The organism is Brucella pecoris, assembly GCF_006376675.1.
Lineage (GTDB): Bacteria > Pseudomonadota > Alphaproteobacteria > Rhizobiales > Rhizobiaceae > Brucella > Brucella pecoris.
In genome coordinates, this window is the sequence record NZ_VEWK01000004.1 from 146,927 (window position 1) to 170,791 (window position 23,865).

The window sequence follows — 23,865 nt, forward strand, 5'->3', positions numbered from 1 at the left end:
TCTCAAAATCCTGAATGAACAGCAGTTGCCTTACCGGTCTTTGCAGCCTCAAGCACGGCAAGCCCGGTCGCAAGCGACCAGATGCCATCCTCCAGAGTTGCGGAAGGCTGACCTTTACCTGCGATGGCATTATGGAAAGCCTGCAAGGCGGTTTCGTAGAGATTTTTCTGGTTAAGCGGCAATTCGTGCTCGCCATTTTGATCGCGCAGGATGACGGTGCCGACCGGTTTTTGCGTCATGACATTGCGTGCAATGAGCGAGCCTTCGCTGCCATGCACTTCAAAGCCGGTTTCCGCATATTTGGTCGTGAAAGCATCGTGGAACTGGGCAATCGCGCCGGAGGAGAAGCGCAGCACACCCATCACACCGTCTTCCAGCCCTGCGCCGCTCAGGCCTCCTTGCTGGCTGAAAGCCACCGCTTCGACCGGGTTTTCACCCAGCACAAAGCGCAATGTGTCGGCATCATGCACGGTGATATCGAGGATGACGCCGCCGCCCGCATCGGGTCGTTCAATGCGCCAGCCCTGCAAATGCGGCGGCAGATAAACTGCGTGGAAAACCCGTGCTCCAAGCGCCTTGCCGATCTTACCAGCAGCGATAGCATCACGCATGGCGTGATGGCTTGCAGCATTGCGCAAGTGATGATTTGTGCCCGCCACAACGCCCGCTTCACGCACGGCTTTTAGCATCTGATGCGCGTCGCCAATCGTCAGTGCCAGCGGCTTTTCGCACAGAATATGCTTGCCTGCTTTGACGGCGGCAATCGCCTGATCGCGGTGCAGTTCATTGGTGGTGGAGATATAGACAGCGTCGATTTCCGGATCAGACAACAGCGCATCAAGGCTTGTCACAGAACGGGCAATCCCGTTCTCACGGGCATAGGTTTCGCCACGCGCGGCATTGGTGCTGTAAACGGAAACAACTTCGCCACCGGTGGCGCGAATGGCTCCGATTACCCACTCTTTTGCAATGGTGCTTGCGCCTATAAGGCCCCACTTTGCCATTCGAGTTTCTCCTCCTGTTTTCTGAACGGCGCACCGCAACTTGCACGCACCGCAAGACGCACCGACAAGCGCTGCGCCTCCGCCTCCACTCGTTCCGAATTGATCTGTTTCAGCAAAAGCTGCGCCGCGCGTTCTCCCAAACCTTGCGGATCAACAGCCACAGTTGTCAGTGCCGGAACAGCGGTCTTCGCTTCGATCACATCGTCAAAACCGACCACCCCGAAATCGCGGCCCGGCTCCAGATTTGCAGCGCGCAAACCATCGCAGACCCCGAAAGCCACAGCATCATTGAAGCACACCGCTGCCGTCGGTTTCATGCCTGCACGCAGCATATGTTCAAGGGCCTCCACACCGCCTGCGCGCGAAGGAGGAGAGGTGAAGACGAGCGCATCATCAAAGGCGATACCGGCCTGCTCAAGACCCACGCGATAGCCCGCGACACGCTCGGCAAACACCGCCGTATCCGCATATCCACCCATGAAGGCGATGTTCCTGTGACCGAGACCGACCAGATGTTCGACGCCCTTCGCGACCCCACCACGATTATCGGACAGAATCGACGAAACACCGGAACCCGGCACATCGCGCACCATCTGCACAACCGGCAGGCCACTTTTTGCCAATGGTTTCAGATCACTAGCCTCGGTGCCACGCGCAGGCGAAACGATCAGCCCGGCAATGCCATGCTCACGCATCGAAGCAATCACCTCACGCTGGCGATCAATGCTTTCCGCTGTGTTGGCGAGAAACTGCACATAACCTGCCGATTGCATGACGCGATCAACACCAACGGCAAGCTCGGCAAAAAAGCTGTTGGTCAGATCATTGACCACAAGCCCGATAATCTTCGATTTCGACTGCCGGAGATTGGCCGCCGAACGGTTATAGACATAACCGAGTTTCTCGATTGCCGCCTGCACCTTGGCGCGGGTTTCGGCATGAACCAGCGGACTGTCCCGCAGCACCAGCGACACAGTCGATTTCGACACGCCAGCCTCGCGTGCGATGTCGATAACAGTGACGCTGCTCTTGCTCATGATCTGCTCCGGTTTCGATTGCTGATTTAATTGGAACGTTCCAATACTGTCAAGAGCAGAGGCTGAAAAGGCCACCTGCCTTCAGTTTGCCATAATTTGAGCCTGTTTTTAGTATCGACTTTTGTCGGAAAATCACGTTTCACGCCAAAACGCGCTCAAATCACACTTCCGCCACAATCTTTACCCGGATTGCCATTTGGAACGTTCTAAACTAACAATCGGCTATTCAAGCGGAGGAATGATTTATGGGCACGGCCAACCACCAACTGATCTTGCCGGATGGCAACGGAAGCCTGAGTTCCTACACGCTGATCGGGACGCCAACCCCGCGCCCCACAAGCACACCGCAGTTCAATCGCATTGCCTATGCGGCTGCGCATGTAGTTTCCGATCCGCTGAAAGATACCCTTCCATGGAACGAACCGGCGATAGACTGGGACGCGACCATGGCCTTCCGTCATCATCTGTGGGGCCTCGGCTTCAAGATCGCGGAAGCGATGGATACGTCGCAGCGCGGCATGGGGCTGGACTGGGCGGGCGCGCAGGAGCTGATCCGCCGTTCACTGGCGGAAAGCAAGACGGTAGCAGGCGCCGATCTTGCCAGCGGCGCCGGCACCGATCATCTCGATCCGGCAGAAGCAAAAAACCTCAATGACGTGATCAAGGCTTATGAGACGCAGGCCGGTTTCATCGAGAAACATGGCGGGCGTTTCATCCTGATGGCAAGCCGCGCACTGGCGCGCATTGCGAGATCGCCGGACGATTATGCCAAGGTCTATGGCCGGATTCTTGCGCAAGCCCGCGAAAAGGTCGTGCTGCACTGGCTGGGCGACATGTTCGATCCGCAGCTTCAAGGCTATTGGGGTTCGGAAAATTTCGACAATGCACTTGATACGGTGATCGACATCATTGAAGCCAATCGCGACAAGGTAGAAGGCATCAAGATTTCATTGCTGGAAAAGCGTTATGAAATCGCACTGCGTAACCGCTTGCCGGACGGCGTTCTCTGTTTCACGGGGGACGATTTCAACTATGCGCCGCTGATCGAAGGCGACGGCAACAACCACAGCCATGCGCTGCTCGGCATTTTCGATGCGGTCGCTCCACAAGCGTCCAGTGCGCTTTCGGCACTGGCGGCGGGCGATAATGCCCGCTTTCGAGCCATCATCGAGCCAACCGTACCGCTATCGCGGAAAATCTTTGAAGCGCCAACGCAATATTACAAGGCAGGCGTCGTGTTCCTCGCCTGGCTCAATGGCCACCAGAGCCATTTCACCATGCCAGCCGGAATGCAGTCGGCGCGAGGCATTTTGCATTACGCCGACATATTCCGTCTCGCCGATCAGGCCAACGTGCTCGACCAGCCAGACCTCGCCATCCGCCGCATGAAGCAGCTTCTGGCTATCCATGGCATATCCTAAAGACAGGCGGTGGTCTGTTTCTGCGCATGTCTTTATCCCGTCGTAGCGGGATCAGAAATCAGTCCAGTGAACTGATTTCCCCGCGAAGGCGGTTTCCACTTTCGGGAGACATGCTTGCACCGCCTGTCTTTAAGAGTATTCACCGCCAGCCAAGGCCCGGTGCAACATGCTTGAGGATCGACTCGATCACATGCGCGTTGTACTCGACACCAAGCTGGTTCGGCACGGTTAGAAGCAACGTATCCGCTTCGGCAACCGCCTCGTCCTTGGCAAGCTCCTTGATGAGTTGATCAGGCTCTGCCGCATAGGACCGCCCAAAGACGGCCCGCAGATCTTCTTCGATATAGCCGATGGAGTCCTGCTCCTTGCCGCCATTACCGAAATAAGCCCGGTCGCGATCATCGACCAGCGCGAAGATGCTGCGGCTTACCGAAACACGCGGTTCACGCATATGTCCGGCTTCCTTCCAGGCCTCACGATAAGCCCGGATCTGCTTGGCCTGCTGAATATGCAACGGCTCGCCTGACTCGTCCTTCTTCAAGGTCGAGCTCTGCAGGTTCATGCCAAGCTTTGCAGCCCAGATGGCTGTGGCATCCGATGCAGCGCCCCACCAGATACGATCCCGAAGACCTTCCGAATGCGGTTCAACGCGCAGCAGACCGGGAGGGTTCGGAAACATCGGGCGCGGGTTTGGCTGGGCAAAGCCCTGTCCCTTGAGCGCTTCAAAGAACACCTCACCATGCTGTCGACCCATATCGGCATCGGTCTTGCCCTCTTCCGGCGCATAACCGAAATAACGCCAGCCATCGATCACCTGTTCGGGCGAGCCACGGCTGATGCCAAGCTGCAGGCGCCCCTTGGAGATTAGATCCGCAGCGCTGGCATCTTCAACCATATAGAACGGATTTTCATAACGCATGTCGATGACAGCGGTGCCGATCTCGATCTTGCTCGTTTTGGCGCCAATGGCTGCGAGCAGCGGAAAGGGCGAAGCGAGCTGGCGTGCAAAATGGTGCACGCGAAAATAGGCGCCGTCTGCGCCCAGTTCCTCGGCAGCAACAGCCAGATCGATGGACTGCAGAAGCGCATCGCTCGCCGAGCGGGTTCCCGATTGCGGCGACGGCGACCAGTGGCCGAAGGAAAGAAAGCCGATTTTCTTCATGATGATGTTCCCTGCTTGCGGGCAAAAGATTGGTTCCTGCCAAATATGGCAGTGCGCAGCCGAATTGAAAGGGTGCCGAACACTGACACTGTGTTCAGCATTCGGTGCCTGCGGCTTTCTCGCATTCCATATGGGCGCTTCCTTCGGATACGTTGACAGTCTATCCGGACCCGATTAAGCCTCAAATCTGGCGGATAAACCTTCAATCTGAGGTTATTGGAGAAAAGGTGTTTGCCGATAAGCAACGCACCAAAACAGGGGAGATTTTCATGCGTTCTACGCTTCTGGCCTTGCTGGCCGCAACGGCCATTGCCACCTCGGCACAGGCAAAAGACGTAACAGTTGCCGTAACCGCCATCGTTGAGCATCCGGCCCTCGACGCCGCACGCGACGGCGTGAAGGACGCGCTGGCCGAAGCAGGCTACAAGGAAGGCGAAAATCTCAAATTCGTCTATCAGTCCGCGCAGGGCAACCCGGCAACCGCAGCACAGATCGCCCGCCAGTTCGTTGCCGACGGCCCGGATGTGATCGTTCCGATCTCCACGCCGTCGGCGCAGGCCGTCGTTTCGGCAACCCGTGATATTCCGATTGTCTTTACCGCTGTTTCCGATCCGGTCGGTGCGCAGCTCGTCAAGGACATGGCAAAGCCGGGCGGCAATGTCACCGGTCTTTCCGACATGTCGCCGGTGGTGGAGCATATCAAGCTCATCAAGGAAGTGATGCCGAACATCAAGAAGCTCGGTTATCTCTACAATTCCGGTGAAACCAACTCGGTCTCGTTGCTGGCAGCGCTGAAGGAAGCAGCTTCCGCCGAAGGCATCGAAATCGTTGAATCGGCTGCCACCAAGTCGGCGGAAGTTCAAGGCGCAGCGCGCGCCCTCGTCGGCCGTGCGGATGCCATGTATGTTCCGACCGACAACACCATCGTTTCGGCTCTGGAAAGCGCCGTCGGTGTCGCCGAGGAAAGCAAGCTGCCGCTCTTCACCGCCGATACGGATTCCGTAAAGCGCGGCGCACTGGCCGCACTCGGCTTCAACTATTACGATGTCGGCAAGCAGACGGGCGCCGTCGTGGTCAAGATCCTCAAGGGTGAAAAGCCGGGCGATATTCCGGTCGACATCGCCAAGGGTACCGATCTCGTCATCAATCTCAGCGCTGCCAAGAAGATGGGCGTTGAATTCCCGCAGGCCGTTATAGACCGCGCGACCAGCAAGATCGACTGATCGAGCCTGAAAGCAGAATAGGAGAAGGCGGAGCCTCAAAAGGGCTTCGCCTTTTTGCTAGAGCGGTTCCAGTTAAAACGGAGTCACTGGAACCGCTCTAAGTATTTGTTCCGTCGCATTATCCTACGCAAAACCGCTTCGCACTTTTGCTGGAAATGCTCTATGTTGCAAATGCCCCACAAAGTGCCGCATTTCGGGGCTCGCCCGGCGATATTGCTTGCACACGGGAACTTGTGGGTTGTATCCCGCCTGAGATATAAAGCCGCAAAAATGCGGTTTCGCATAAACAACCGGGGAATGATCTGACGCAGCCGATGGCTGCCAGACGAACTCAAATCAAAACCGGTCGTGACTGAAGCTGGCCGAGCGGAAAGCGGTTTTCGCAACGCCGACGATTGATGCCGCTCTGAAGCGGCGGTCTGTCGTTTTGGTCGCGGCGAGAAACAAGGAATGACATTGTGAGTCAGATCGCCTTCTGGGGTGCGGTCGAATTGGGCCTCGTCTTCTCTTTTGTCGCCATCGGCGTCTATCTGGCTTTCCGCGTGCTCGATTTCCCCGATCTGACCGTGGATGGCTCGTTTCCGCTGGGCGCCGCCGTAACCGGCGTGCTGATTATTGCGGGCGTGAATGCCTGGCTGGCGGCGGCAGTCGCCATGATTGCCGGTGCGGCCGCCGGGCTTGTGACCGCGACGCTGAACGTGCGTTTCAAGATTCTCAATTTGCTCGCCTCCATTCTCACCATGATCGCGCTGTTCTCCGTCAATCTGCGCGTCATGGGACGCCCCAACATCGCGCTCATCAATCAGGACACCATGCTGTCGCCGTTCTTCGGCCATGGCATCCCTGAATATTACGTGCGTCCGCTGTTCCTGTTCGTGCTGGTCGCCATTGCGGTCTTCATCGTCTGGCGCTTTCTGGAAAGCGACATGGGTCTTGCCATGCGTGCGACCGGTGCCAATCCAAGAATGGCGCGCGCGCAAGGCGTTCGCACCGACAGGCAGATCTATCTCGGCATGGCGCTTTCAAACGCTCTGGTGGCGCTTGGCGGCTCGCTATTCGCCCAGACAAATGGTTTTGCAGACGTGACCTCCGGCGTCGGCACCATCGTGGTCGGCCTTGCGGCGGTCATCATCGGTGAAACCCTGCTGCGCTCGCGTCTTATCCTCGTCATTCTCATTGGCTGTGTAGCCGGTTCGATCATCTATCGTATTGCCATCCAGCTCGCGCTTTCCAATGGCGATATCGTCGGGCTTCAGGCTTCCGACCTCAACATCGCTACAGCGCTTCTCGTCACCTTCGCCTTGATATTGCCGCGCCTGCGTCGCGGGGGAGCATCGTCATGATCGAAGTATCCAATCTCGAGGTCGTCTTCGGTCGCGGAACACCGCTGGAAAAGCAGGTGCTGAACAAGATCAACCTGACGATGGAGCAAGGCTCCTTCGTCACCGTGATCGGGTCCAACGGCGCTGGCAAATCGACCATGCTGGGTGTTCTTGCAGGCGATGTTATCCCGACGGCCGGCAAGGTTGTCATCAGCGGGCAGGATGTGACACGCAAATCGACGGCCGAACGCGCCGGTCTTGTCGCCCGCGTATTCCAGGATCCGCTTGCCGGCAGTTGCGGTACGCTCACAATCGAGGAAAACCTGGCGCTGGCTGCTTCACGCGGCAAGACGCGCGGTCTTACCCATGCGCTCAATTCAAGCCGTCGGGCATGGTTTCGCGAGCGTGTGGCGAGCCTCAATCTGGGGCTGGAGAACCGCATGCAGGACCGCATGGAGTTGCTTTCAGGTGGGCAGCGTCAGGCCCTGTCGCTTATTATGGCGACGCTTGCCGGTTCGGAAGTACTGCTGCTCGACGAACACACGGCAGCGCTTGATCCCGGCATGGCCGAGTTCGTCATGGAGCTGACCCGGACGCTGATTGCAGAGAATAAGCTGACCGCTCTCATGGTCACGCATTCCATGCGTCAGGCACTCGATTACGGCGACCGCACAATCATGCTGCATGGCGGCAAGATCCTGCTCGACGTTACCGGCGACAAGCGCAAGACGCTCGGCGTTGAAGACCTCATCGAAATGTTCCGCAAAGTGCGCGGGCAGACCCTCGATGACGATGCGCTGCTGATCGAGTAATACCCAACCTCAATGAGCTCGACTCATCGAGGTTTGGTTAAGCCCATGCGACGATTGAGCATTTTCAGGGCGTGATGCGTCAGCATCTTAGCCCCCTGGACAAGCGTTGCAAACAGCTTTGTTTTGCAGCCGCCGGTCAGTTCGACTGGCGGCTGTTTCGTTTGCAGGCGAATTGCGCTAGTGAAATTCTATGGCGCAGAAGAAAGCAAACGAAGTCGATAGTTTTCTGGCAAGACCGACGAGCTCGTTCCCGGTCGTGCTGCTTTACGGTCCCGATAAAGGGCTGGTAAGCGAACGTGCGCGCCGTTTTGCCGAAGCAAGCAAGCTACCCCTGGATGATCCCTTCGCCGTCATTCGCATGGAAGCGGACGAGATCGAAGCCGACCCGGCAAAACTCGCCGACGAGGCCCGTACTATCTCGATGTTTGGCGGGCAGCGCCTGATCTGGATCAAGAATGCCGCTGGCCAGAAGAAGCTTGCGGAGGCGATCAAGCTCCTCGCAACAGAGCCGCCGCAAGAAACATTCGTGCTGGTGGAAGCTGGTGACCTCAAGAAGGGTGCAGGCTTGCGCAGTGCCGTTGAGAATGCTGCGGCGGGCATGGCCCTGCCCTGCTATTCCGACGATAGCCGCGGGATCGACGGTGTCATCGACGATGTGCTGGCAGAATGGAAGATGCAGATCACGCTCGACGGTCGCCAGCTTCTGCGAGCAAGTCTGGGCGGGGATCGTCTCGCCACACGTGGCGAGCTCGAAAAGCTATGCCTTTACGCACGCGGCAAGGAGCGCATCGATAGTGACGATGTGCGCGAGGCTGTCGGTGATGTTGCCGGTCTTTCAACCGACGAAGTGATCGATGCGGTTCTGGCTGGCGATCTTCCGCGTTTCGAAGTCTCCTTCGACCGTGTCGTGAAATCCGGTACGGCACCGTTTCTCTTGCTCAATACGGCGATGCGTCAGTTCCAGCAGGTACAGACCTTGCGCCATATCGCCGATACCGAACGCAAAAGCGCATCGGTCGTTGTGGCCGGAGCCCGCCCGCCGATCTTCTTCAACCGCAAGAAGCTGGTCGAAAATGCCGTAAGCCGGTGGACGGGTGAAAGCCTTGCGCGCGTCATGGAGCGCCTGCAGCGCGCCGTCCTCGAAAGCCGCCAGAATGCGGCCCTTGGCATCCCCATCATTCGCCAATGCCTGCTGGCAATCAGCGTCGAGTCCCTTCGAAATTCCCGCCGATAATAGCAGTCACTTCAAGTAATCCTTTGCTGCAAGAGAAAAGGCTCGTCACAATGATATGCAACGAGCCTTTAGGTCTATCTATTATTTTCAAGCTTAACTTTGAAGACGGCGGCAAATCTCATCGAGTTGCTCCAGAGAGCTATAACGTATCTTGACCTCGCCGCCGCGATCACGATGATTGATTTCTACTTTCATACCAGTGACATCTGAAAGCAGCTTTTCGAGCGCTTTGGTGTCAGCGTCTTTCTCGACGGGCGCTGTTTTACCGGGCTTCGCTTCCGTACCACCGCGTGCTTCGGCCTGCGCAAGCGCCTCAACCTGGCGTACCGACAAGCCGTCCTTGACGATCCGCTCCGCCAAAGCGGTTGGATTTTCCATCGTGATCAGGCTTCGCGCGTGACCTGCCGAAAGCGCGCCGTCGGCGATAAAATCCTGCACAGGCTGCGGCAGTTTCAACAGCCGCAGCGTATTGGCGACATGGCTGCGGCTCTTGCCGATCACCTGCGCCAGATCATTTTGCGTGTAGTCGTGATTATCGATAAGCTGTTGATATCCCATAGCTTCTTCGACCGCGTTCAGGTCGGCGCGCTGCACGTTTTCGATAATCGCAATCTCAAGCGCAACCCGGTCATCAACGTCACGGACAATAACCGGGATCGTATCGACACCGGCACGCTGCGAGGCGCGCCAGCGGCGCTCGCCGGCAATCAGCTCAAAATGATCAGGCTGCCCTGGCGCCGGTCGAACAACGATAGGCTGCACGACGCCATGCTCTTTAATCGACTGCGCCAGATCTTCCAGCTCGCCTTCCGAGAACATACGACGCGGATTGCGCGGATTGCGCGTCACGAACTCAATCGGAACATTCCGTTCGATAGGAACCGGCGCCTTGCGCTCTTCGACAGGGCGGTCGATTTCGCCGATCAGAGCGGCTAATCCGCGGCCCAGGCGCTTCTTTGAAGGATCGTCATTCATCGTTCGGCTTATTCCTGAATTGTTTCGTCGTCGAATCGATTGGTTTACGCGGCCTGCAATTGCCGTTCACGCTGGATAACTTCCGATGCAAGCTGCAAATAGGCCTGACTGCCAGCGCATTTCAGATCATAGAGAATGGCGGGCTTGCCGTGTGATGGCGCTTCAGATACCCGCACATTGCGCGGAATGACGGTACGATAGACTTTTTCGCCCATGAAAGCACGAACATCATCCACCACTTGTGCGGCGAGATTGTTGCGGCTATCGAACATGGTCAGCACGATACCCTGGATCGAAAGATCGGCGTTAATCGAAGTCCGTACCTGATCGACGGTTTGCAGAAGCTGGCTCAAGCCTTCCAGTGCAAAGAATTCGCATTGCAGCGGCACCAGAACGGAATCGGCCGCAGCCATCGCGTTCAGGGTCAAAAGATTGAGTGATGGCGGGCAATCCACCAGCACATAAGAGAATCGTTCCGACACACTGGAATCGAAACGCAGGGCATCGCGCAGACGTCGCGTACGGTCGGCGGATTGCGCAATCTCCATCTCGATACCAAGCAGATCCAGCGTCGAGGGCACGATATAGAGATTGGGAACATCTGTCGGCATCGCGGCGTCGGGAACCGACGATTCCTGAGTCAGGACATCATAGGATGACAGTGGGCGGTTGCGACGATCGATACCCAATCCGGTACTGGCATTGCCTTGCGGATCGAGATCGACAATCAGCACGGTCTCGCCGATTGCTGCCAATGCCGTGGCCAGATTAATGGCAGTGGTTGTCTTACCCACCCCGCCTTTCTGGTTTGCAATGGTTATGATCCTCGACATTTTGTTCATCACCGTCGCCTTGCTGCTGTCCGCCCCATCGAAATTTCCAGTCATCAAACGGCCTTACGCCGAAGATTGCTGATTTCGAGTATGACCGAAGCCTGATCGATAGCACTTTGATGTTGTACCAGATCAAAACTCCAACCGACACGGCTTTCATCGATCTCGCGCTGATAATCCCGACCTTTTTGGAAAAGAGCCTTGGCGCCCGTGGTAAGCCATGGCTCGGTCAGGCTAAAAAGATCGCTCAGCGACGCCAATGCGCGGGCGGTAACTATTTGCGGCGTTTCAATTTTCTGCCACATCGCTTCGATACGCGCCGAATGAACCCGCGCCGGTACATGCAAATGTCCGGCTGCAGTGCGCAAAAAGGCCGCCTTCTTTCCCGCACTTTCAATCAGATCTATAGTGCCGCCAGGCTGTTCTGCGAGAAAGCAGGCCGTCACAATACCTGGAAACCCGCCACCGGAGCCGATATCCAGCCAACGGCTGGTATGGCTAGCCAATGGGAAAAGCTGTGCGCTGTCCAGGATATGGCGGGTCCATAACTCGTCCAAGGTGGAAGGCGATGCCAGATTGATCGCCTTCGACCATTTGCGGAACAGTTCTTCAAAGGCAATCAGACGCTCAACTGTTTCACGTGAAACAGAGGGAACGATTGCTTTCAGACTTTCATGACGGGTATGGGCGTTCATGCGGCGCCCTGCCCTTCAGAGAGCGCCACAGCCGCGCGGTGGCGGTATCCAAACTTCTTGATCTGCGCGATAAGCAGCGCCAGTGCTGCCGGTGTCATTCCATCAACACGCTGAGCTTCTGCAATCGTTTCCGGCTTGCGCTGCTTGAGCTTGTGCTTCAACTCATTGGAAAGGCCGGAGATTCCGTCGATATCCAACCCAGCCGGGATGAGCAGTTGCTCCTCACGCTCCATCACCGCAATATCACTCTTCTGGCGTTCCATATAGACCGCATATTGCGCTTCGATTTCCAAAGCTTCCCGCGTTGCCGCATTGATGGCTTCAAGTTCAGGCCAGATCACTTTCAGACGATCGAGATCGATATCGGGATACGAAAGAAGATCATATGCTGAGCGGCGAACGCCATCCTGATTGAGACGGAGCTCGTAACGGCTGGCCAGATTGGGTGTAATTGTCAATGACTGTGTCAGCGTTCGTGCTTCACTCAAAGCTGCCTCACGCTTTTCAAAGCGTTCCTTGCGCGCATGTCCCAGTATACCGAGCTTGTCGGCCAAGGGCGTCAGGCGTTGATCGGCATTATCCGAACGGAGCGAAAGACGAAATTCTGCGCGCGATGTAAACATGCGATAGGGTTCACTGACACCACGAGACGTCAGGTCATCGACCATAACACCAATATAGGCTTCGGTGCGCTGAATGATGACCGGATCACCGCCCGATGCCCGACGTGCGGCATTGATACCCGCGAGCAGGCCTTGCGCGCCTGCTTCTTCATAGCCGGTCGTGCCATTGATCTGCCCAGCTAGAAACAGACCTTTGACTTTGCGCGTTTCGAGACTGCGTTTCAGCTCGCGCGGATCGATGAAGTCATATTCAATCGCATATCCGGGCTGTAGCATGGTGGCCTTTTCAAGCCCCGGTATGGTCTTTAATATATCGAGCTGTACATCTTCTGGAAGCGACGTCGAGATGCCATTCGGGTAAACGGTGTCGTCATCCAACCCTTCCGGCTCAAGAAATATCTGGTGACCATCGCGGTCACCGAACTTAACGATCTTGTCTTCCACTGACGGGCAGTAGCGCGGACCAATGCCCTCAATCGAGCCCGAATACATCGCGGAACGGTGCAGATTGGCCCGAATGATAGCGTGGGTTTCCGGCGTTGTGCGCGTGATACCGCAATCAATCTGAGGCGTCGTGATCCGATCTGTCATGAGAGAAAAAGGGACTGGATCTTCATCGGCAGACTGCATGTCGAGGCTCTGCCAATCAATGGTGCGCCCATCCAGTCGCGGCGGCGTACCGGTCTTGAGACGGCCAAGCGCAAAGCCGAACGAGGTCAGCCGTTCAGAAAGACCAAGCGCTGGCTTTTCACCCATGCGGCCAGCCGGAATCTTCTTCTCCCCAATATGGATCAACCCGTTCAGGAACGTGCCCGTCGTCAGAACGACGGCGCCGCATGTCAGGGTTCGGCCATCGGACAGAACAACCCCAGTAATGCGCCCGTCTTCTTCCCGAAGATCGTGCGCGCCGCCTTCGACAACAGACAGATTGCCCTGCGCCGCGATCATCTTCTGCATGGCAAGCCGGTAAAGCTTGCGATCGGCCTGGGTTCGAGGCCCGCGAACGGCAGGCCCCTTCCGACGGTTCAGCAGACGGAATTGGATACCTGCTTCGTCGGCGACGCGTCCCATCAAACCATCAAGCGCATCGATCTCGCGCACAAGATGGCCCTTCCCCAATCCACCAATGGCAGGATTGCAGGACATAACGCCAATAGTATCAAAGCGATGCGTTACAAGCGCTGTCCTGGCGCCTGCGCGCGCGGCTGCAGACGCAGCCTCGCACCCTGCGTGGCCGCCACCGATCACAATGACATCAAAGACTGTAGCTTCGGTCGAACTCATTGGGTTCATCCTGACGCAACTCGAATCCGTTTCTGAAAGATGTCTCTTTGACACGAATGTGCCTGAAACGGAAGATCAAACTGCCCGGCAGCCTGATCAAATCTCTGCAACAGGTCGATTCACGGATAAGACAGCGAGTCAATTACCCCAGCGAGATTCCACAGATGTTTCACGTGAAACAATCTTCAACGCCGATTGTCCGTGTTTCACGTGAATCACTTTCCGATGCAAAACTGTGAAAAAATGACGTCGAGAATTTCTTCCACATCGACGTCTCCGGTAATGCGCCCAAGATACTGTGACGCCAGACGCATATTCTCCGCACGAAGTTCAAGTGGGAGATGTGCGCCGTCCAGTGCTCTATCGATCTCTGCAACTGTGGAGCGTAAGAGGCTAATATGTCTTTGTCGTGTGGGGACGGCGTCCTCAATCTGGCCTATCTGCGTTTCCGCAAAGCTCTGAAGGTCATTCAGCAGTCTGTCCAATCCTTCGCCGGTTTTTGTCGAAATACGATGGGACCACTCATCGGATGATCCATCATTCAGATCGGCTTTTGTTCCGATTTTCCATAGAACTTCCGGCGCTTGGTTGGAAGCGATAGCTATGGGATCGCTCATATCTTCCAGCAAGAGAACCAGATCGGCGTCGGCCATGCGTGCACGGGCGCGTTCAATTCCAATCTTTTCGACAGAACTTTCTGTCTCTCGCAAACCTGCTGTGTCCGTCACGTAAACCGGAATACCGCCAAGGTCGAGTTTAACTTCCAGAAGATCGCGGGTCGTGCCGGCCTCTTCCGAGATAATCGCGACTTCGCGACCGGCAAGAAAATTCAGCAGACTTGATTTTCCTGCGTTCGGCGCACCGACGATAACGACATGCAGACCATCGCGCAGCATGGAGGCACGTTTGCCACTCGCTATATGGTTCTCGATCTCTCTCTTCAGGAGCGTGAGCGATTGCCAGACTTGCTCCGACACAGAACCTGGAACATCGCTTTCATCGGCAAAGTCCAATTCTGCTTCGATAAAGGCACGAGCACGCAGCAAGCGTTGTCGCCATTCCGTGTAGAGTTCGCGCTGCTTACCCGATGCGACCTGCAAGGCAAGTCTTCTTTGCCCTTCAGTCTCAGCAGCGATCAAGTCGGCCAGACCTTCAGCAATGGTCAGATCCATCTTGCCATTGGAAAAAGCACGTCTCGTAAACTCTCCGGCTTCCGCTATACGGCAACCGGCCAGTTCCCCCATCTCCGACAGGAGCTTTTCGACCACAGCTTTGCCACCATGCAAATGGAATTCGGCGCAATCCTCTCCGGTGAAGCTGTTGGGTCCGGGAAAAAAGAGCACCAGTCCACGATCGATTGGAGTACCATTTCGGCTGCGGAATAGTTTGTAGGCGGCATATCGAGGCGTTGGTACGGAACTGATTATTGTTTCGAGTACGAATCGAACTTTTGGGCCCGAAATGCGCACCACAGCAACACCGGAGGGCAAACGCCCGCTCGACAAAGCAAAAATCGTATCTTGAAGGGAAGCGATCTCGCTCATTGCATTTCCTGACCTATAATCAATAAGGATGAAAGCAGCCAAACGGGGTGCTGAAGGAATGGCATATTCAATCATGCAGTGAAAGAAAAGCCTCATGACAGAGTTAAACCGCAACCGTCCTGCAGGCGGCAACCGCCTTGCCCAAGAACCGAGCGCCTATCTGCGCCAGCATGCAGATAATCCCGTTCACTGGCAGCCCTGGGACAGGCAAGCACTGGATGCCGCGAAGGAGCTGGACCGGCCCATTCTGCTCTCGGTCGGCTATGCGGCCTGCCATTGGTGTCATGTTATGGCGCATGAATCCTTCGAGGATCCGGATGTGGCCGAGGTGATGAACGCCCTGTTTGTCAATGTGAAGGTAGACCGCGAGGAACGGCCCGACATAGACCAGATCTATATGGCGGCGCTTGGAGCGATGGGGCAACAAGGCGGTTGGCCGCTCACCATGTTTCTAAAGCCGGACGGCAAGCCTTTCTGGGGTGGCACCTATTTCCCCCGGCACACGCGTCACAACATGCCGGGCTTTGTGGACGTCCTGCATGCGGTCAACAATCTCTGGCATAAAGATAAGGAAAAAATTAACCATAATGCCCAGGCTGTCTTTGATCATCTCGAAGGCCGTCTGGCAGCACAAAATGTGCCGGTCCAAAACGAATTAGAGCGATTTGACGAGATCGCGACACGTATCAATAGCCTGATCGATCCCGTCCGCGGCGGTATCGAGGGGGCGCCAAAATTCCCGAACGCCCCTTTCATGGATAATCTGTGGCTCTCCTGGCTCTACAGCCACAGCCAAACGCATCGCGACAATTTCCTCCTGTCGCTCAAGATGATGCTGCAGGGAGGCATTTACGACCATCTGGGTGGTGGGCTTTGCCGCTACTCCACCGATACCAACTGGCTGGTGCCGCATTTCGAGAAGATGCTCTACGACAATGCGCAGTTCATCCGCCACGCGAATTACGCTTTCGCTGAAACCGGAAATGAATTGTTTCGTTTACGAATCGAAGAAACTGTTGATTGGCTGATCCGTGAAATGCGCATGGCTGATGGAAGTTTCGCGTCCAGTCTCGATGCAGACAGTGAAGGCGAGGAAGGGCGATTTTACATCTGGAGCGAACAGGAAATCGACCAGGTGCTCGGAAGCGATAGCGAAGCTTTCAAGAGCTTTTTTGACGTGACAACGGGTGGAAACTGGGAGGGTCAAAACATTCTGAACCGCCTTCATGCGGTCAATGACAGCGCAACCCTTCCCCCAATGATAGAAGCATCGCGGCAAAAGCTGCTGGCGCGTCGGGAACTGCGGGTCCGCCCCGGACGGGATGAAAAGGCGCTGACCGACTGGAACGGCCTTGCTATCCGGGCACTGGCCGAAGCGGGCCGGAACTTCAGGAGACAAGACTGGATTGATCTCGCAACCGGTGCTTATCGCTCCATAGTAAGCAGCGTTCGGGATGGCCGCATAGCGCATTGCCGGATGGAAAATTCGCTTCTCTATCCCGCCCTTTCGACCGATTATGCATCGATGATCAATGCAGCCATTGCTCTTTATGAAGCAACAAGCGAGTGGGCCTACATTGATGACGCATTGAAGTTCAAACAGGCGCTCGATGAGGGACACCGCGATGGCACCGGTAATTATCGGCTATCGGCACTGGATGCCGATGACGTCATTCTGCACGCCTATGGCGATTATGATGAAGCAATACCGAGCGCGACCAGCCAGATCATCGAAGCCCTGACAAGACTGTTCCTGGCGACGGGCAATATCGATCTTTATCAGAGCAACGAGAAGCTGATCGAACAGGCGCTTGGGCGCGCCTTCGCGCAGCAATATGGACAGATTGGAATATTGAATGCGGCTCGTTTTGCAGCAGAGCCGCTTTCTCTTGTCGTGGCCACTGAAGACGATGACGGAGACCTTGTTTCGACAGCGAATCGAAATCCCGACCCGCGACGCGTGGACAAGTTTGTGCGGTTCGAGGCTGGTAAGACAATAGAGCTGCCAACCGGAGGAACAGCAAGGCCTGAGCATCCGTCAGCCTGGTTCTGCAAGGGACATGTTTGTCTGCCGCCTGTCGAAAACGCCGATGCGTTGCGAGTACTGCTTGGCAAACCATCCTGAAATAAAAACGCCGCATCCATTTCCGGAGCGGCGTTTTTTCAGCGGTATAGACCGATTGATTATCAGGTATTCATCGAATCGAAGAATTCCGAATTGCTCTTGGTCTGCTTGAGCTTGTCGATAAGGAATTCGATCGCATCGGTCGTGCCCATCGGTGCAAGGATACGGCGCAGAACGAAGATCTTCTGCAGATCGGCGCGCGGTACCAGCAGGTCTTCCTTGCGGGTGCCGGACTTGAGAATGTCCATGGCCGGGAAGATGCGCTTGTCGGCAACCTTGCGGTCGAGCACGATTTCCGAGTTACCAGTGCCCTTGAATTCTTCAAAGATCACTTCGTCCATACGGCTGCCCGTATCGATCAGCGCCGTTGCGATGATCGTGAGCGAACCGCCTTCTTCGATGTTACGCGCGGCACCGAAGAAGCGCTTCGGGCGCTGCAATGCATTGGCGTCCACACCACCAGTCAGAACCTTGCCCGAGGACGGCACGACCGTGTTGTAAGCGCGGCCGAGACGGGTGATCGAGTCGAGCAGGATCACAACGTCGCGACCATGTTCGACAAGGCGCTTGGCCTTTTCGATGACCATTTCGGCAACCTGAACGTGACGGGCTGCCGGTTCATCGAAGGTTGAGGAAATAACTTCGCCCTTCACCGAACGCTGCATGTCGGTCACTTCTTCCGGACGTTCGTCGATCAGAAGAACGATCAGATAGCATTCCGGATGATTTGCAGTGATCGAATGAGCAATGTTCTGGAGAAGAACAGTCTTACCGGTCCGCGGCGGAGCGACGATGAGGCCGCGCTGGCCTTTGCCGAGTGGCGCTACCAGATCGATGACGCGTGGCGAGAGATCCTTGGAAGTCGGAACTTCCAGTTCCATCTTGAAGCGCTCATTCGGATAGAGCGGCGTCAGATTGTCGAAGTGAACCTTGTGACGGATTTTTTCCGGATCTTCGAAATTGATCGAATTGACCTTGAGCAGCGCGAAATAACGTTCGCCTTCCTTGGGACCACGGATCGGACCTTCGACTGTGTCACCGGTCTTGAGAGAAAAACGACGCAGTTGCGACGGAGAAATATAAATATCGTCAGGACCCGGCAGGTAGTTGGCATCAGCAGAGCGCAGGAAGCCAAATCCGTCCAGCAGCACCTCGACGACGCCCTCACCGATAATTTCGACATCCTGGGCCGCCAGTCTCTTGAGGATCGCGAACATCAGTTCCTGCTTGCGCATGGCGCTCGCGTTTTCGACCTCAAGCGTTTCGGCAAAAGCCAGCAGCTCCACCGGTGTCTTGTTCTTTAGTTCTTGTAGTTTCATTTCCTGCATGGATGAGGAACTCTTTTTAAAATGTAAGGAGAAAATGCAGTTGTTCGGAAAGGTGGCCACCTGAACGTCGTGACCGGCATCGAAGGCCTGCTGTCTTGAAGGGAAGAGGCTTTCTACATACTGATTTGCAGCATGCAGAGCAAGTCTCATGTAGGGATAGCGCGAAATTTCTGCAACAGAAAAATGGCAGAAAACCGGCGAGCGAGTTTGATTGTTCACGATACCGGAGAAACGCCAATTAGAACCAGATCGCTCTAACTACCTGTTTCTAAAAAGTTTCGGCAAAGCCTTTTCCTACTCTGCCGGAACTGTTGTTGTTGAATCAGAACGGCTTAACGATCACCAATATGACGATCAGGATCATCAGCACAGTCGGCACTTCATTGATGATTCGCCAGTGTTTCGCTGAGCGCATATTGCGGTCTTCAGCAAACAGTCGCGTGGATTTTGCCAGATAGCCGTGCAGACCGGACATCAGAACGACCAGAAGCAGTTTCGCATGAAGCCAGCCGCCCTGAAAGCCAAATATCTCCCAAGCCATCCATAGACCGGCAATCCAGGTCACGATCATGGCCGGATTGATGATGAAGCGCAGCAGCCGCTTTTCCATCACCTTGAAGGTCTCCGAGGTTTCAGAGCCGGGCTTTGCAGCACAGTGATAGACGAACAGGCGCGGCAGATAGAGCATCCCCGCCATCCATGCGATGACTGCGATGACGTGAAGCGATTTGACCCAGAGATAGGCATCGGCTGGATTCACGTGAAACAATGCCCAGACGCCGAGCGCCACCACGACCAGTGAGACGATCGTGCGAATGGCAACTGCCGAGCCGCGATTTTCCGGAGCTGTCTGGCTCATGATTTTCCTCCACGAATACGGTCGATCATGCGATGCACATTCTCGATCGGTGCCTGTGGTGTAATCCCGTGCCCGAGATTGAAGATCAGCGGGCCCTGGCCGAGACGTTCGAGAATGGTATCCACACCTTCATCCAGCGCATTGCCGCCAGCCACAACGCGCAACGGATCGAGATTACCCTGTATTGCGCCTTCTTCCTGAAGGGCGGCGGCAAAGGAAAAGGGAACAGACCAGTCGAGACCGAGAGCATCCACACCGGTCTTTTCGCGATAGCCTGCATAGAGCATCCCGGCCCCTTTCGGAAAGCCGATGATACGGGCTTCGGGGTAAACCGCCCTCACCTTCTGGACAATCCGCGCGACGGGCTGGATACAAAACCGTTCAAAGCAGTCCTCATCGAGAACACCAGACCATGAATCAAAAATCTGCACGGCATCGGCACCGGCATCGAGCTGTTCGATGAGATATTCGGCAGATACATCGGCGAGATTGTTCAGGAGCTTTTCAAAAGCTTCCGGGAAGCGATAGGCGAAAAGACGGGCGGGTGCCTGATCCGGCGTGCCGTGACCGGCAATCATATAGGTCGCAACGGTCCAGGGAGCGCCACAGAAGCCCAGCAGCGTCGTTTCGTCGGGCAACTGCTCGCGCAGCAGCCGAACCGTCTCGTAGACCGGCTCCAGCCTTTTGGCGACACCTTCGGTTTCAAGCCAGAAAATCTCGTCGGCATCAATGGGTGTCATCAAAGGTCCCTTGCCTTCTTCAAAGCGAAGGTCGCGTCCAAGCGCATGGGGAATGACGAGAATGTCTGAAAAGAGAATGGCTGCATCAAAGCCAAACCGGCGGATCGGCTGAAGTGTCACCTCGACAGCAAGATCGGGTGAATAGCAGAGATCGAGAAAACTCCCCGCCTTTTTCCGCGTCTCGCGATATTCGGGAAGATAGCGTCCGGCCTGGCGCATCATCCAGATGGGAGGTGGAAAGACCGTTTCACCGTCGATCACTCTCAAGACTTTGCGCTTCATCTGATTTTTATCCGCCCTGTTGGTTATCTGATCCGGTTTGGCCTGAAGTTATCCAGTCCGGTTCTCATAAAGAAAGGATGATTCAGGAATCTTTTGATTCTTAGAGTCTGTTGGAATCGGGGATTAAGGTCTGTCCCGTTTTTCCCCACAGTTCCGAAATTGCCATCTCATCCTGTGCAATCATTCACCGATAGTCTGACCAAATACAATGAAAACTCAATTCCCTCTTTTAATATAAAGGGTTACCAATTGACGCAGTTCATGCTGATTTGTGGAAAAGCTGGGAATTACGACAGGATTTCGCATTTTCATGAGTCTTGTCCACATATGTTGAAAACAGCTTCGCACATGTTCGCCCGCTGTGGATGACTTGCCAATTTTCCCACAGCCTGCCATGGCTTGTGGAAGACGTTCGGCCTTTACGCACAGTCGTCAACAGGAGGGCAACAAAACTGTGACCAGACCGCTTTCCTACTTTCATCTCCATCTGATTTCTGATGCGACCGGAGAGACTCTCCTGGCGGCGGGGCGAGCAGCGGCGGCGCAATATGCCAATGCGCGTGCCATCGAGCACATTTATCCGCTGATCCGCACCGAAAAGCAGTTGCGTAAGGTTCTCGAAGGCATCGATGCGGAACCCGGCATCGTCCTCTATACGATTGTCGATCAGAAACTGGCGGCGATCATCGACGAATCCTGCGCTGAAATGGGTGTGCCGAGTGTTTCAGTGCTGGAACCGGTGCTGAATACGTTTCAATCCTATCTCGGCGCGCCTGCGCATCGCCGTGCCAGTGCGCAGCATGTGCTGAATGCCGATTATTTCCGGCGTATCGACGCGCTCAATTTCACGATGGAGCATGATGACGGGCAATTACCCTATGACATCGAGGAAGCGGACGTCATTCTTGTCGGCATTTCACGCACGTCCAAGACACCGACGAGCATCTATCTCGCCAATCGCGGCATCAAGGCCACCAATGTTCCGATTGTACTCGGTATCCCCTTGCCGGAAGTGCTGTTCACGGCAAAGCGCCCCCTGATCGTGGGACTGGTTGCGACTGCCGAACGGATTTCGCAAATCCGCCAGAACCGGCCGCTCGGCAATGTGCCGTCGCTGGATACGGGGCTTTATACGGATCGCGTTTCCATCTCGGAAGAACTGGCTTATGCGCGTAATATATGCAATCGGCACGGCTGGCCGATCATCGATGTGTCGCGTCGGTCGATTGAGGAAACTGCGGCTGCCATTCTGGCATTGCTCCGTGCTCATAGCGAAAAGGGTTAAACAAGGTTCCAGCCATGACGGACAAACTCATTCTCGCCTCTAAAAGCCCCTTCCGTTCGGCTTTGCTGAAAAATGCCGGGGTAGAATTTTCCACGGCAAGCGCGGATATCGACGAACGTACGGTGGAAGCCCCACTTTATGAAACGGGTGCAACACCGGAAGAAGTCGCACAGGTTCTGGCCGAGGCGAAGGCGCTCGACGTGAGCGAGAAAAACCCAGGCGCGGTGGTCATCGGCTGCGATCAGACATTGTCGCTCGGCGACGAGATTTTCCACAAGCCGGTAGATATGGAAGCCGCGCGCCGCCAGCTTCTGAAATTTTCCGGCAAGACCCACCAGTTGAACAGTGCTGTGGTGCTGGTGAAGGACGGCAAAACCCTGTGGCGTCACGTTTCGATTGCCCGCATGACCATGCGCGATCTCGATCCCGGCTTTGTCGGGCGTTATCTCGGTCGTGTGGGCGACGTCGCTCTTTCGAGCGTCGGTGCCTATCAGGTCGAAGGGCCGGGTATCCAGCTTTTCGAGAAGATCGAAGGCGATTATTTCACGATTGTCGGTCTGCCGCTGTTGCCGCTGCTGGCTGAACTGCGGAAGGAAAAATTGATCGATGGCTAAGAAGGCGTTTGTCACCGGCTTTCCGATAAAACATTCGCGGTCGCCGCTGATCCATGGCTTCTGGCTCGCTGAGCTCGGGATCGACGGTTCTTATGAGGCGATAGAAGTGAAGCCCGAGGCTTTCGACTCCTTTGCTTCATCGCTTGCCGAAAACGGTTTTGCCGGTGGCAATGTCACCATTCCACACAAGGAAGCCGCCTTTGCTGCGGTGGAAAGTCTAGATGAGGCCGCCAAAGCTATTCGTGCGGTCAATACGCTCTGGCTTGAAAATGGCAGGCTTCATGGCGGCAACACGGATGCCTATGGCTTTGCGGCCAATCTCGATGCATCGGCTCCCGGCTGGGACAATGCTGACAGCGCTCTTGTTTTGGGTGCCGGTGGTGCAAGCCGGGCAATCGTTCATGCGCTTCTGTCGCGCGGCTTTTCGAATGTTGCCATCGTCAATCGCACGGTGAGCCGGGCGCAAGATCTCGCAAACCATTTCGGACCGCGTGTTTCGGCGCATGGTTGGGACGCGGCGCAAAATCTGGTTTCAAATGCTGAGCTGATCGTCAATACGACATCGCTTGGCATGAGCGGCCATGACGAGCAGGAAATGTTTCCGCTCGATCTTGGCAAGGCGTCGCGAAAAGCAGTCGCCACCGATATTGTTTATGTCCCGCTCAAGACGCCGTTCCTGAAAAAGGCTGAAGATGCGGGTCTGGTGACTGTGGACGGGCTCGGCATGTTGCTGCATCAGGCCGTGCCGGGTTTCGAACGCTGGTTCGGCAAAAGGCCGCAAGTGACGAAAGCGCTGCGTGAGCATATTCTGGCGGATATGGCAAAGGCTGGCGCGCTATGATTGTGCTTGGGTTAACCGGTTCCATCGGGATGGGAAAAACAACGGCGGCGAACATGTTCGCCGAAGCCGGTGTGCCGATCTATAGCGCCGACGATACCGTGCATCGGCTCTATTCCGGCCGTGCGGCGCCGCTGATTGAGGCTGCGTTTCCGGGCACCGTGGAAAATGGTTCGGTCAATCGGGAAAAACTTTCCGCCGCCGTCATCGGAAAACCAGAAGCCTTGAAGAAGCTGGAAGCCATCGTTCATCCCCTCGTGCGTGAGGAAGAAGAAGCCTTTCGCCACAATGCGGAAGAAGCCGGTGCCGCTCTGGCACTGATCGATATTCCGCTGCTTTTCGAAACCGGTGGCGACAAGCGTGTGGACAAGATTGTGGTTGTCTCAGCCCCTGCCGAGATACAGCGCACGCGCGTGCTTGCACGACCGGGCATGACAGAAGAAAAGCTCGATGCCATTCTCGCGCGCCAGACGCCGGACGCCGAAAAGCGCGCGCGCGCCGATTTCATTATCGATACGAGCGGGAGTTTCGACAATCTGCGCCGCCAGATTACCGAAATCGTCGCGGAATTGAGTGGAAAGCCAGCGGTCACGACGGAATAGTCGCGGGTGTTGTGTTACATCTA

General features: G+C 55.8%; 21 protein-coding genes. 10 read left to right on the plus strand and 11 right to left on the minus strand.

Annotated features, from left to right (window positions below; translation table 11 throughout):
- Positions 1–2 precede the first annotated feature (2 nt).
- Positions 3–1,004 carry a Gfo/Idh/MocA family protein gene (locus FIB18_RS09655; protein WP_140020507.1) on the minus strand — a complete coding sequence of 334 codons (1,002 nt, stop codon included), beginning with the start codon at positions 1,002–1,004 and terminating at the stop codon, positions 3–5.
- Complete coding sequence (locus tag FIB18_RS09660) at positions 983–2,041, minus strand: LacI family DNA-binding transcriptional regulator (RefSeq protein ID WP_140020508.1); 1,059 nt, start codon at positions 2,039–2,041, stop codon at positions 983–985. Before FIB18_RS09660 ends, FIB18_RS09655 begins: the two co-directional genes overlap by 22 nt.
- A gap of 245 nt (positions 2,042–2,286) precedes the next feature.
- On the opposite strand from FIB18_RS09660, the gene FIB18_RS09665 reads away from it, so the two are divergent.
- Positions 2,287–3,462: a dihydrodipicolinate synthase family protein gene (locus FIB18_RS09665; protein ID WP_140020509.1), complete on the plus strand. Its 1,176-nt coding sequence runs from the start codon at positions 2,287–2,289 to the stop codon at positions 3,460–3,462.
- Between the two features lie 139 nt (positions 3,463–3,601).
- On the opposite strand, the gene FIB18_RS09670 is transcribed toward FIB18_RS09665, so the two are convergent.
- Positions 3,602–4,624, minus strand: a complete 1,023-nt coding sequence (locus FIB18_RS09670; protein ID WP_140020510.1) for an LLM class flavin-dependent oxidoreductase — start codon at positions 4,622–4,624, stop codon at positions 3,602–3,604.
- A gap of 269 nt (positions 4,625–4,893) precedes the next feature.
- Here FIB18_RS09670 and FIB18_RS09680 point away from each other — a divergent pair, with 269 nt between their 5' ends.
- The 4 genes from FIB18_RS09680 to holA all read left to right on the plus strand — a co-directional run bounded on the left by FIB18_RS09680 (position 4,894) and on the right by holA (position 9,215).
- Positions 4,894–5,847 (plus strand): ABC transporter substrate-binding protein, encoded by a 954-nt coding sequence (locus FIB18_RS09680; RefSeq protein ID WP_140020511.1) that lies wholly within the window; start codon positions 4,894–4,896, stop codon positions 5,845–5,847.
- A 458-nt stretch (positions 5,848–6,305) separates the two neighbouring features.
- Positions 6,306–7,190 (plus strand): ABC transporter permease, encoded by an 885-nt coding sequence (locus FIB18_RS09685; RefSeq protein WP_140020512.1) that lies wholly within the window; start codon positions 6,306–6,308, stop codon positions 7,188–7,190.
- Positions 7,187–7,981, plus strand: a complete 795-nt coding sequence (locus tag FIB18_RS09690) for an ABC transporter ATP-binding protein (protein ID WP_140020513.1) — start codon at positions 7,187–7,189, stop codon at positions 7,979–7,981. Before FIB18_RS09685 ends, FIB18_RS09690 begins: the two co-directional genes overlap by 4 nt.
- A gap of 190 nt (positions 7,982–8,171) precedes the next feature.
- A complete protein-coding gene (gene holA, locus FIB18_RS09695) occupies positions 8,172–9,215 on the plus strand; it encodes a DNA polymerase III subunit delta (protein ID WP_140020514.1) in 1,044 nt (347 codons plus the stop codon).
- 93 nt (positions 9,216–9,308) lie between these two features.
- Here holA and FIB18_RS09700 read toward each other — a convergent pair whose 3' ends face one another.
- The 5 genes from FIB18_RS09700 to mnmE all read right to left on the minus strand — a co-directional run bounded on the left by FIB18_RS09700 (position 9,309) and on the right by mnmE (position 15,169).
- Positions 9,309–10,190: a ParB/RepB/Spo0J family partition protein gene (locus FIB18_RS09700; RefSeq protein WP_140020515.1), complete on the minus strand. Its 882-nt coding sequence runs from the start codon at positions 10,188–10,190 to the stop codon at positions 9,309–9,311.
- A 44-nt stretch (positions 10,191–10,234) separates the two neighbouring features.
- Positions 10,235–11,032: a ParA family protein gene (locus FIB18_RS09705; RefSeq protein WP_140020516.1), complete on the minus strand. Its 798-nt coding sequence runs from the start codon at positions 11,030–11,032 to the stop codon at positions 10,235–10,237.
- A gap of 44 nt (positions 11,033–11,076) precedes the next feature.
- A complete protein-coding gene (rsmG, locus tag FIB18_RS09710; protein ID WP_140020517.1) occupies positions 11,077–11,718 on the minus strand; it encodes a 16S rRNA (guanine(527)-N(7))-methyltransferase RsmG in 642 nt (213 codons plus the stop codon).
- On the minus strand, positions 11,715–13,625 hold the full coding sequence (mnmG, locus tag FIB18_RS09715) for a tRNA uridine-5-carboxymethylaminomethyl(34) synthesis enzyme MnmG (RefSeq protein WP_140020518.1): 1,911 nt from the start codon (positions 13,623–13,625) through the stop codon (positions 11,715–11,717). The genes rsmG and mnmG overlap by 4 nt, the downstream gene beginning before the upstream one ends.
- A 215-nt stretch (positions 13,626–13,840) precedes the next feature.
- A complete protein-coding gene (gene mnmE, locus FIB18_RS09720; protein ID WP_140020519.1) occupies positions 13,841–15,169 on the minus strand; it encodes a tRNA uridine-5-carboxymethylaminomethyl(34) synthesis GTPase MnmE in 1,329 nt (442 codons plus the stop codon).
- Between the two features lie 94 nt (positions 15,170–15,263).
- Here mnmE and FIB18_RS09725 point away from each other — a divergent pair, with 94 nt between their 5' ends.
- On the plus strand, positions 15,264–17,294 hold the full coding sequence (locus FIB18_RS09725; protein ID WP_140020520.1) for a thioredoxin domain-containing protein: 2,031 nt from the start codon (positions 15,264–15,266) through the stop codon (positions 17,292–17,294).
- 62 nt (positions 17,295–17,356) lie between these two features.
- Here FIB18_RS09725 and rho read toward each other — a convergent pair whose 3' ends face one another.
- The 3 genes from rho to hemE all read right to left on the minus strand — a co-directional run bounded on the left by rho (position 17,357) and on the right by hemE (position 20,503).
- Positions 17,357–18,622, minus strand: a complete 1,266-nt coding sequence (gene rho, locus FIB18_RS09730) for a transcription termination factor Rho (protein WP_140020521.1) — start codon at positions 18,620–18,622, stop codon at positions 17,357–17,359.
- 322 nt (positions 18,623–18,944) lie between these two features.
- On the minus strand, positions 18,945–19,481 hold the full coding sequence (gene hemJ, locus FIB18_RS09735; RefSeq protein WP_140020522.1) for a protoporphyrinogen oxidase HemJ: 537 nt from the start codon (positions 19,479–19,481) through the stop codon (positions 18,945–18,947).
- Positions 19,478–20,503, minus strand: a complete 1,026-nt coding sequence (hemE, locus tag FIB18_RS09740) for a uroporphyrinogen decarboxylase (protein ID WP_140020523.1) — start codon at positions 20,501–20,503, stop codon at positions 19,478–19,480. The genes hemJ and hemE overlap by 4 nt, the downstream gene beginning before the upstream one ends.
- A gap of 454 nt (positions 20,504–20,957) precedes the next feature.
- On the opposite strand from hemE, the gene FIB18_RS09750 reads away from it, so the two are divergent.
- The 4 genes from FIB18_RS09750 to coaE are packed head-to-tail and all read left to right on the plus strand — an operon-like array spanning position 20,958 to position 23,842.
- Positions 20,958–21,788, plus strand: a complete 831-nt coding sequence (locus tag FIB18_RS09750; RefSeq protein ID WP_140020525.1) for a pyruvate, water dikinase regulatory protein — start codon at positions 20,958–20,960, stop codon at positions 21,786–21,788.
- A gap of 14 nt (positions 21,789–21,802) precedes the next feature.
- Positions 21,803–22,402 carry a Maf-like protein gene (locus FIB18_RS09755; RefSeq protein ID WP_140020526.1) on the plus strand — a complete coding sequence of 200 codons (600 nt, stop codon included), beginning with the start codon at positions 21,803–21,805 and terminating at the stop codon, positions 22,400–22,402.
- A complete protein-coding gene (locus FIB18_RS09760) occupies positions 22,395–23,243 on the plus strand; it encodes a shikimate dehydrogenase (protein ID WP_140020527.1) in 849 nt (282 codons plus the stop codon). The genes FIB18_RS09755 and FIB18_RS09760 overlap by 8 nt, the downstream gene beginning before the upstream one ends.
- Positions 23,240–23,842 carry a dephospho-CoA kinase gene (coaE, locus tag FIB18_RS09765; RefSeq protein WP_140020528.1) on the plus strand — a complete coding sequence of 201 codons (603 nt, stop codon included), beginning with the start codon at positions 23,240–23,242 and terminating at the stop codon, positions 23,840–23,842. The genes FIB18_RS09760 and coaE overlap by 4 nt, the downstream gene beginning before the upstream one ends.
- Positions 23,843–23,865 lie beyond the last annotated feature (23 nt).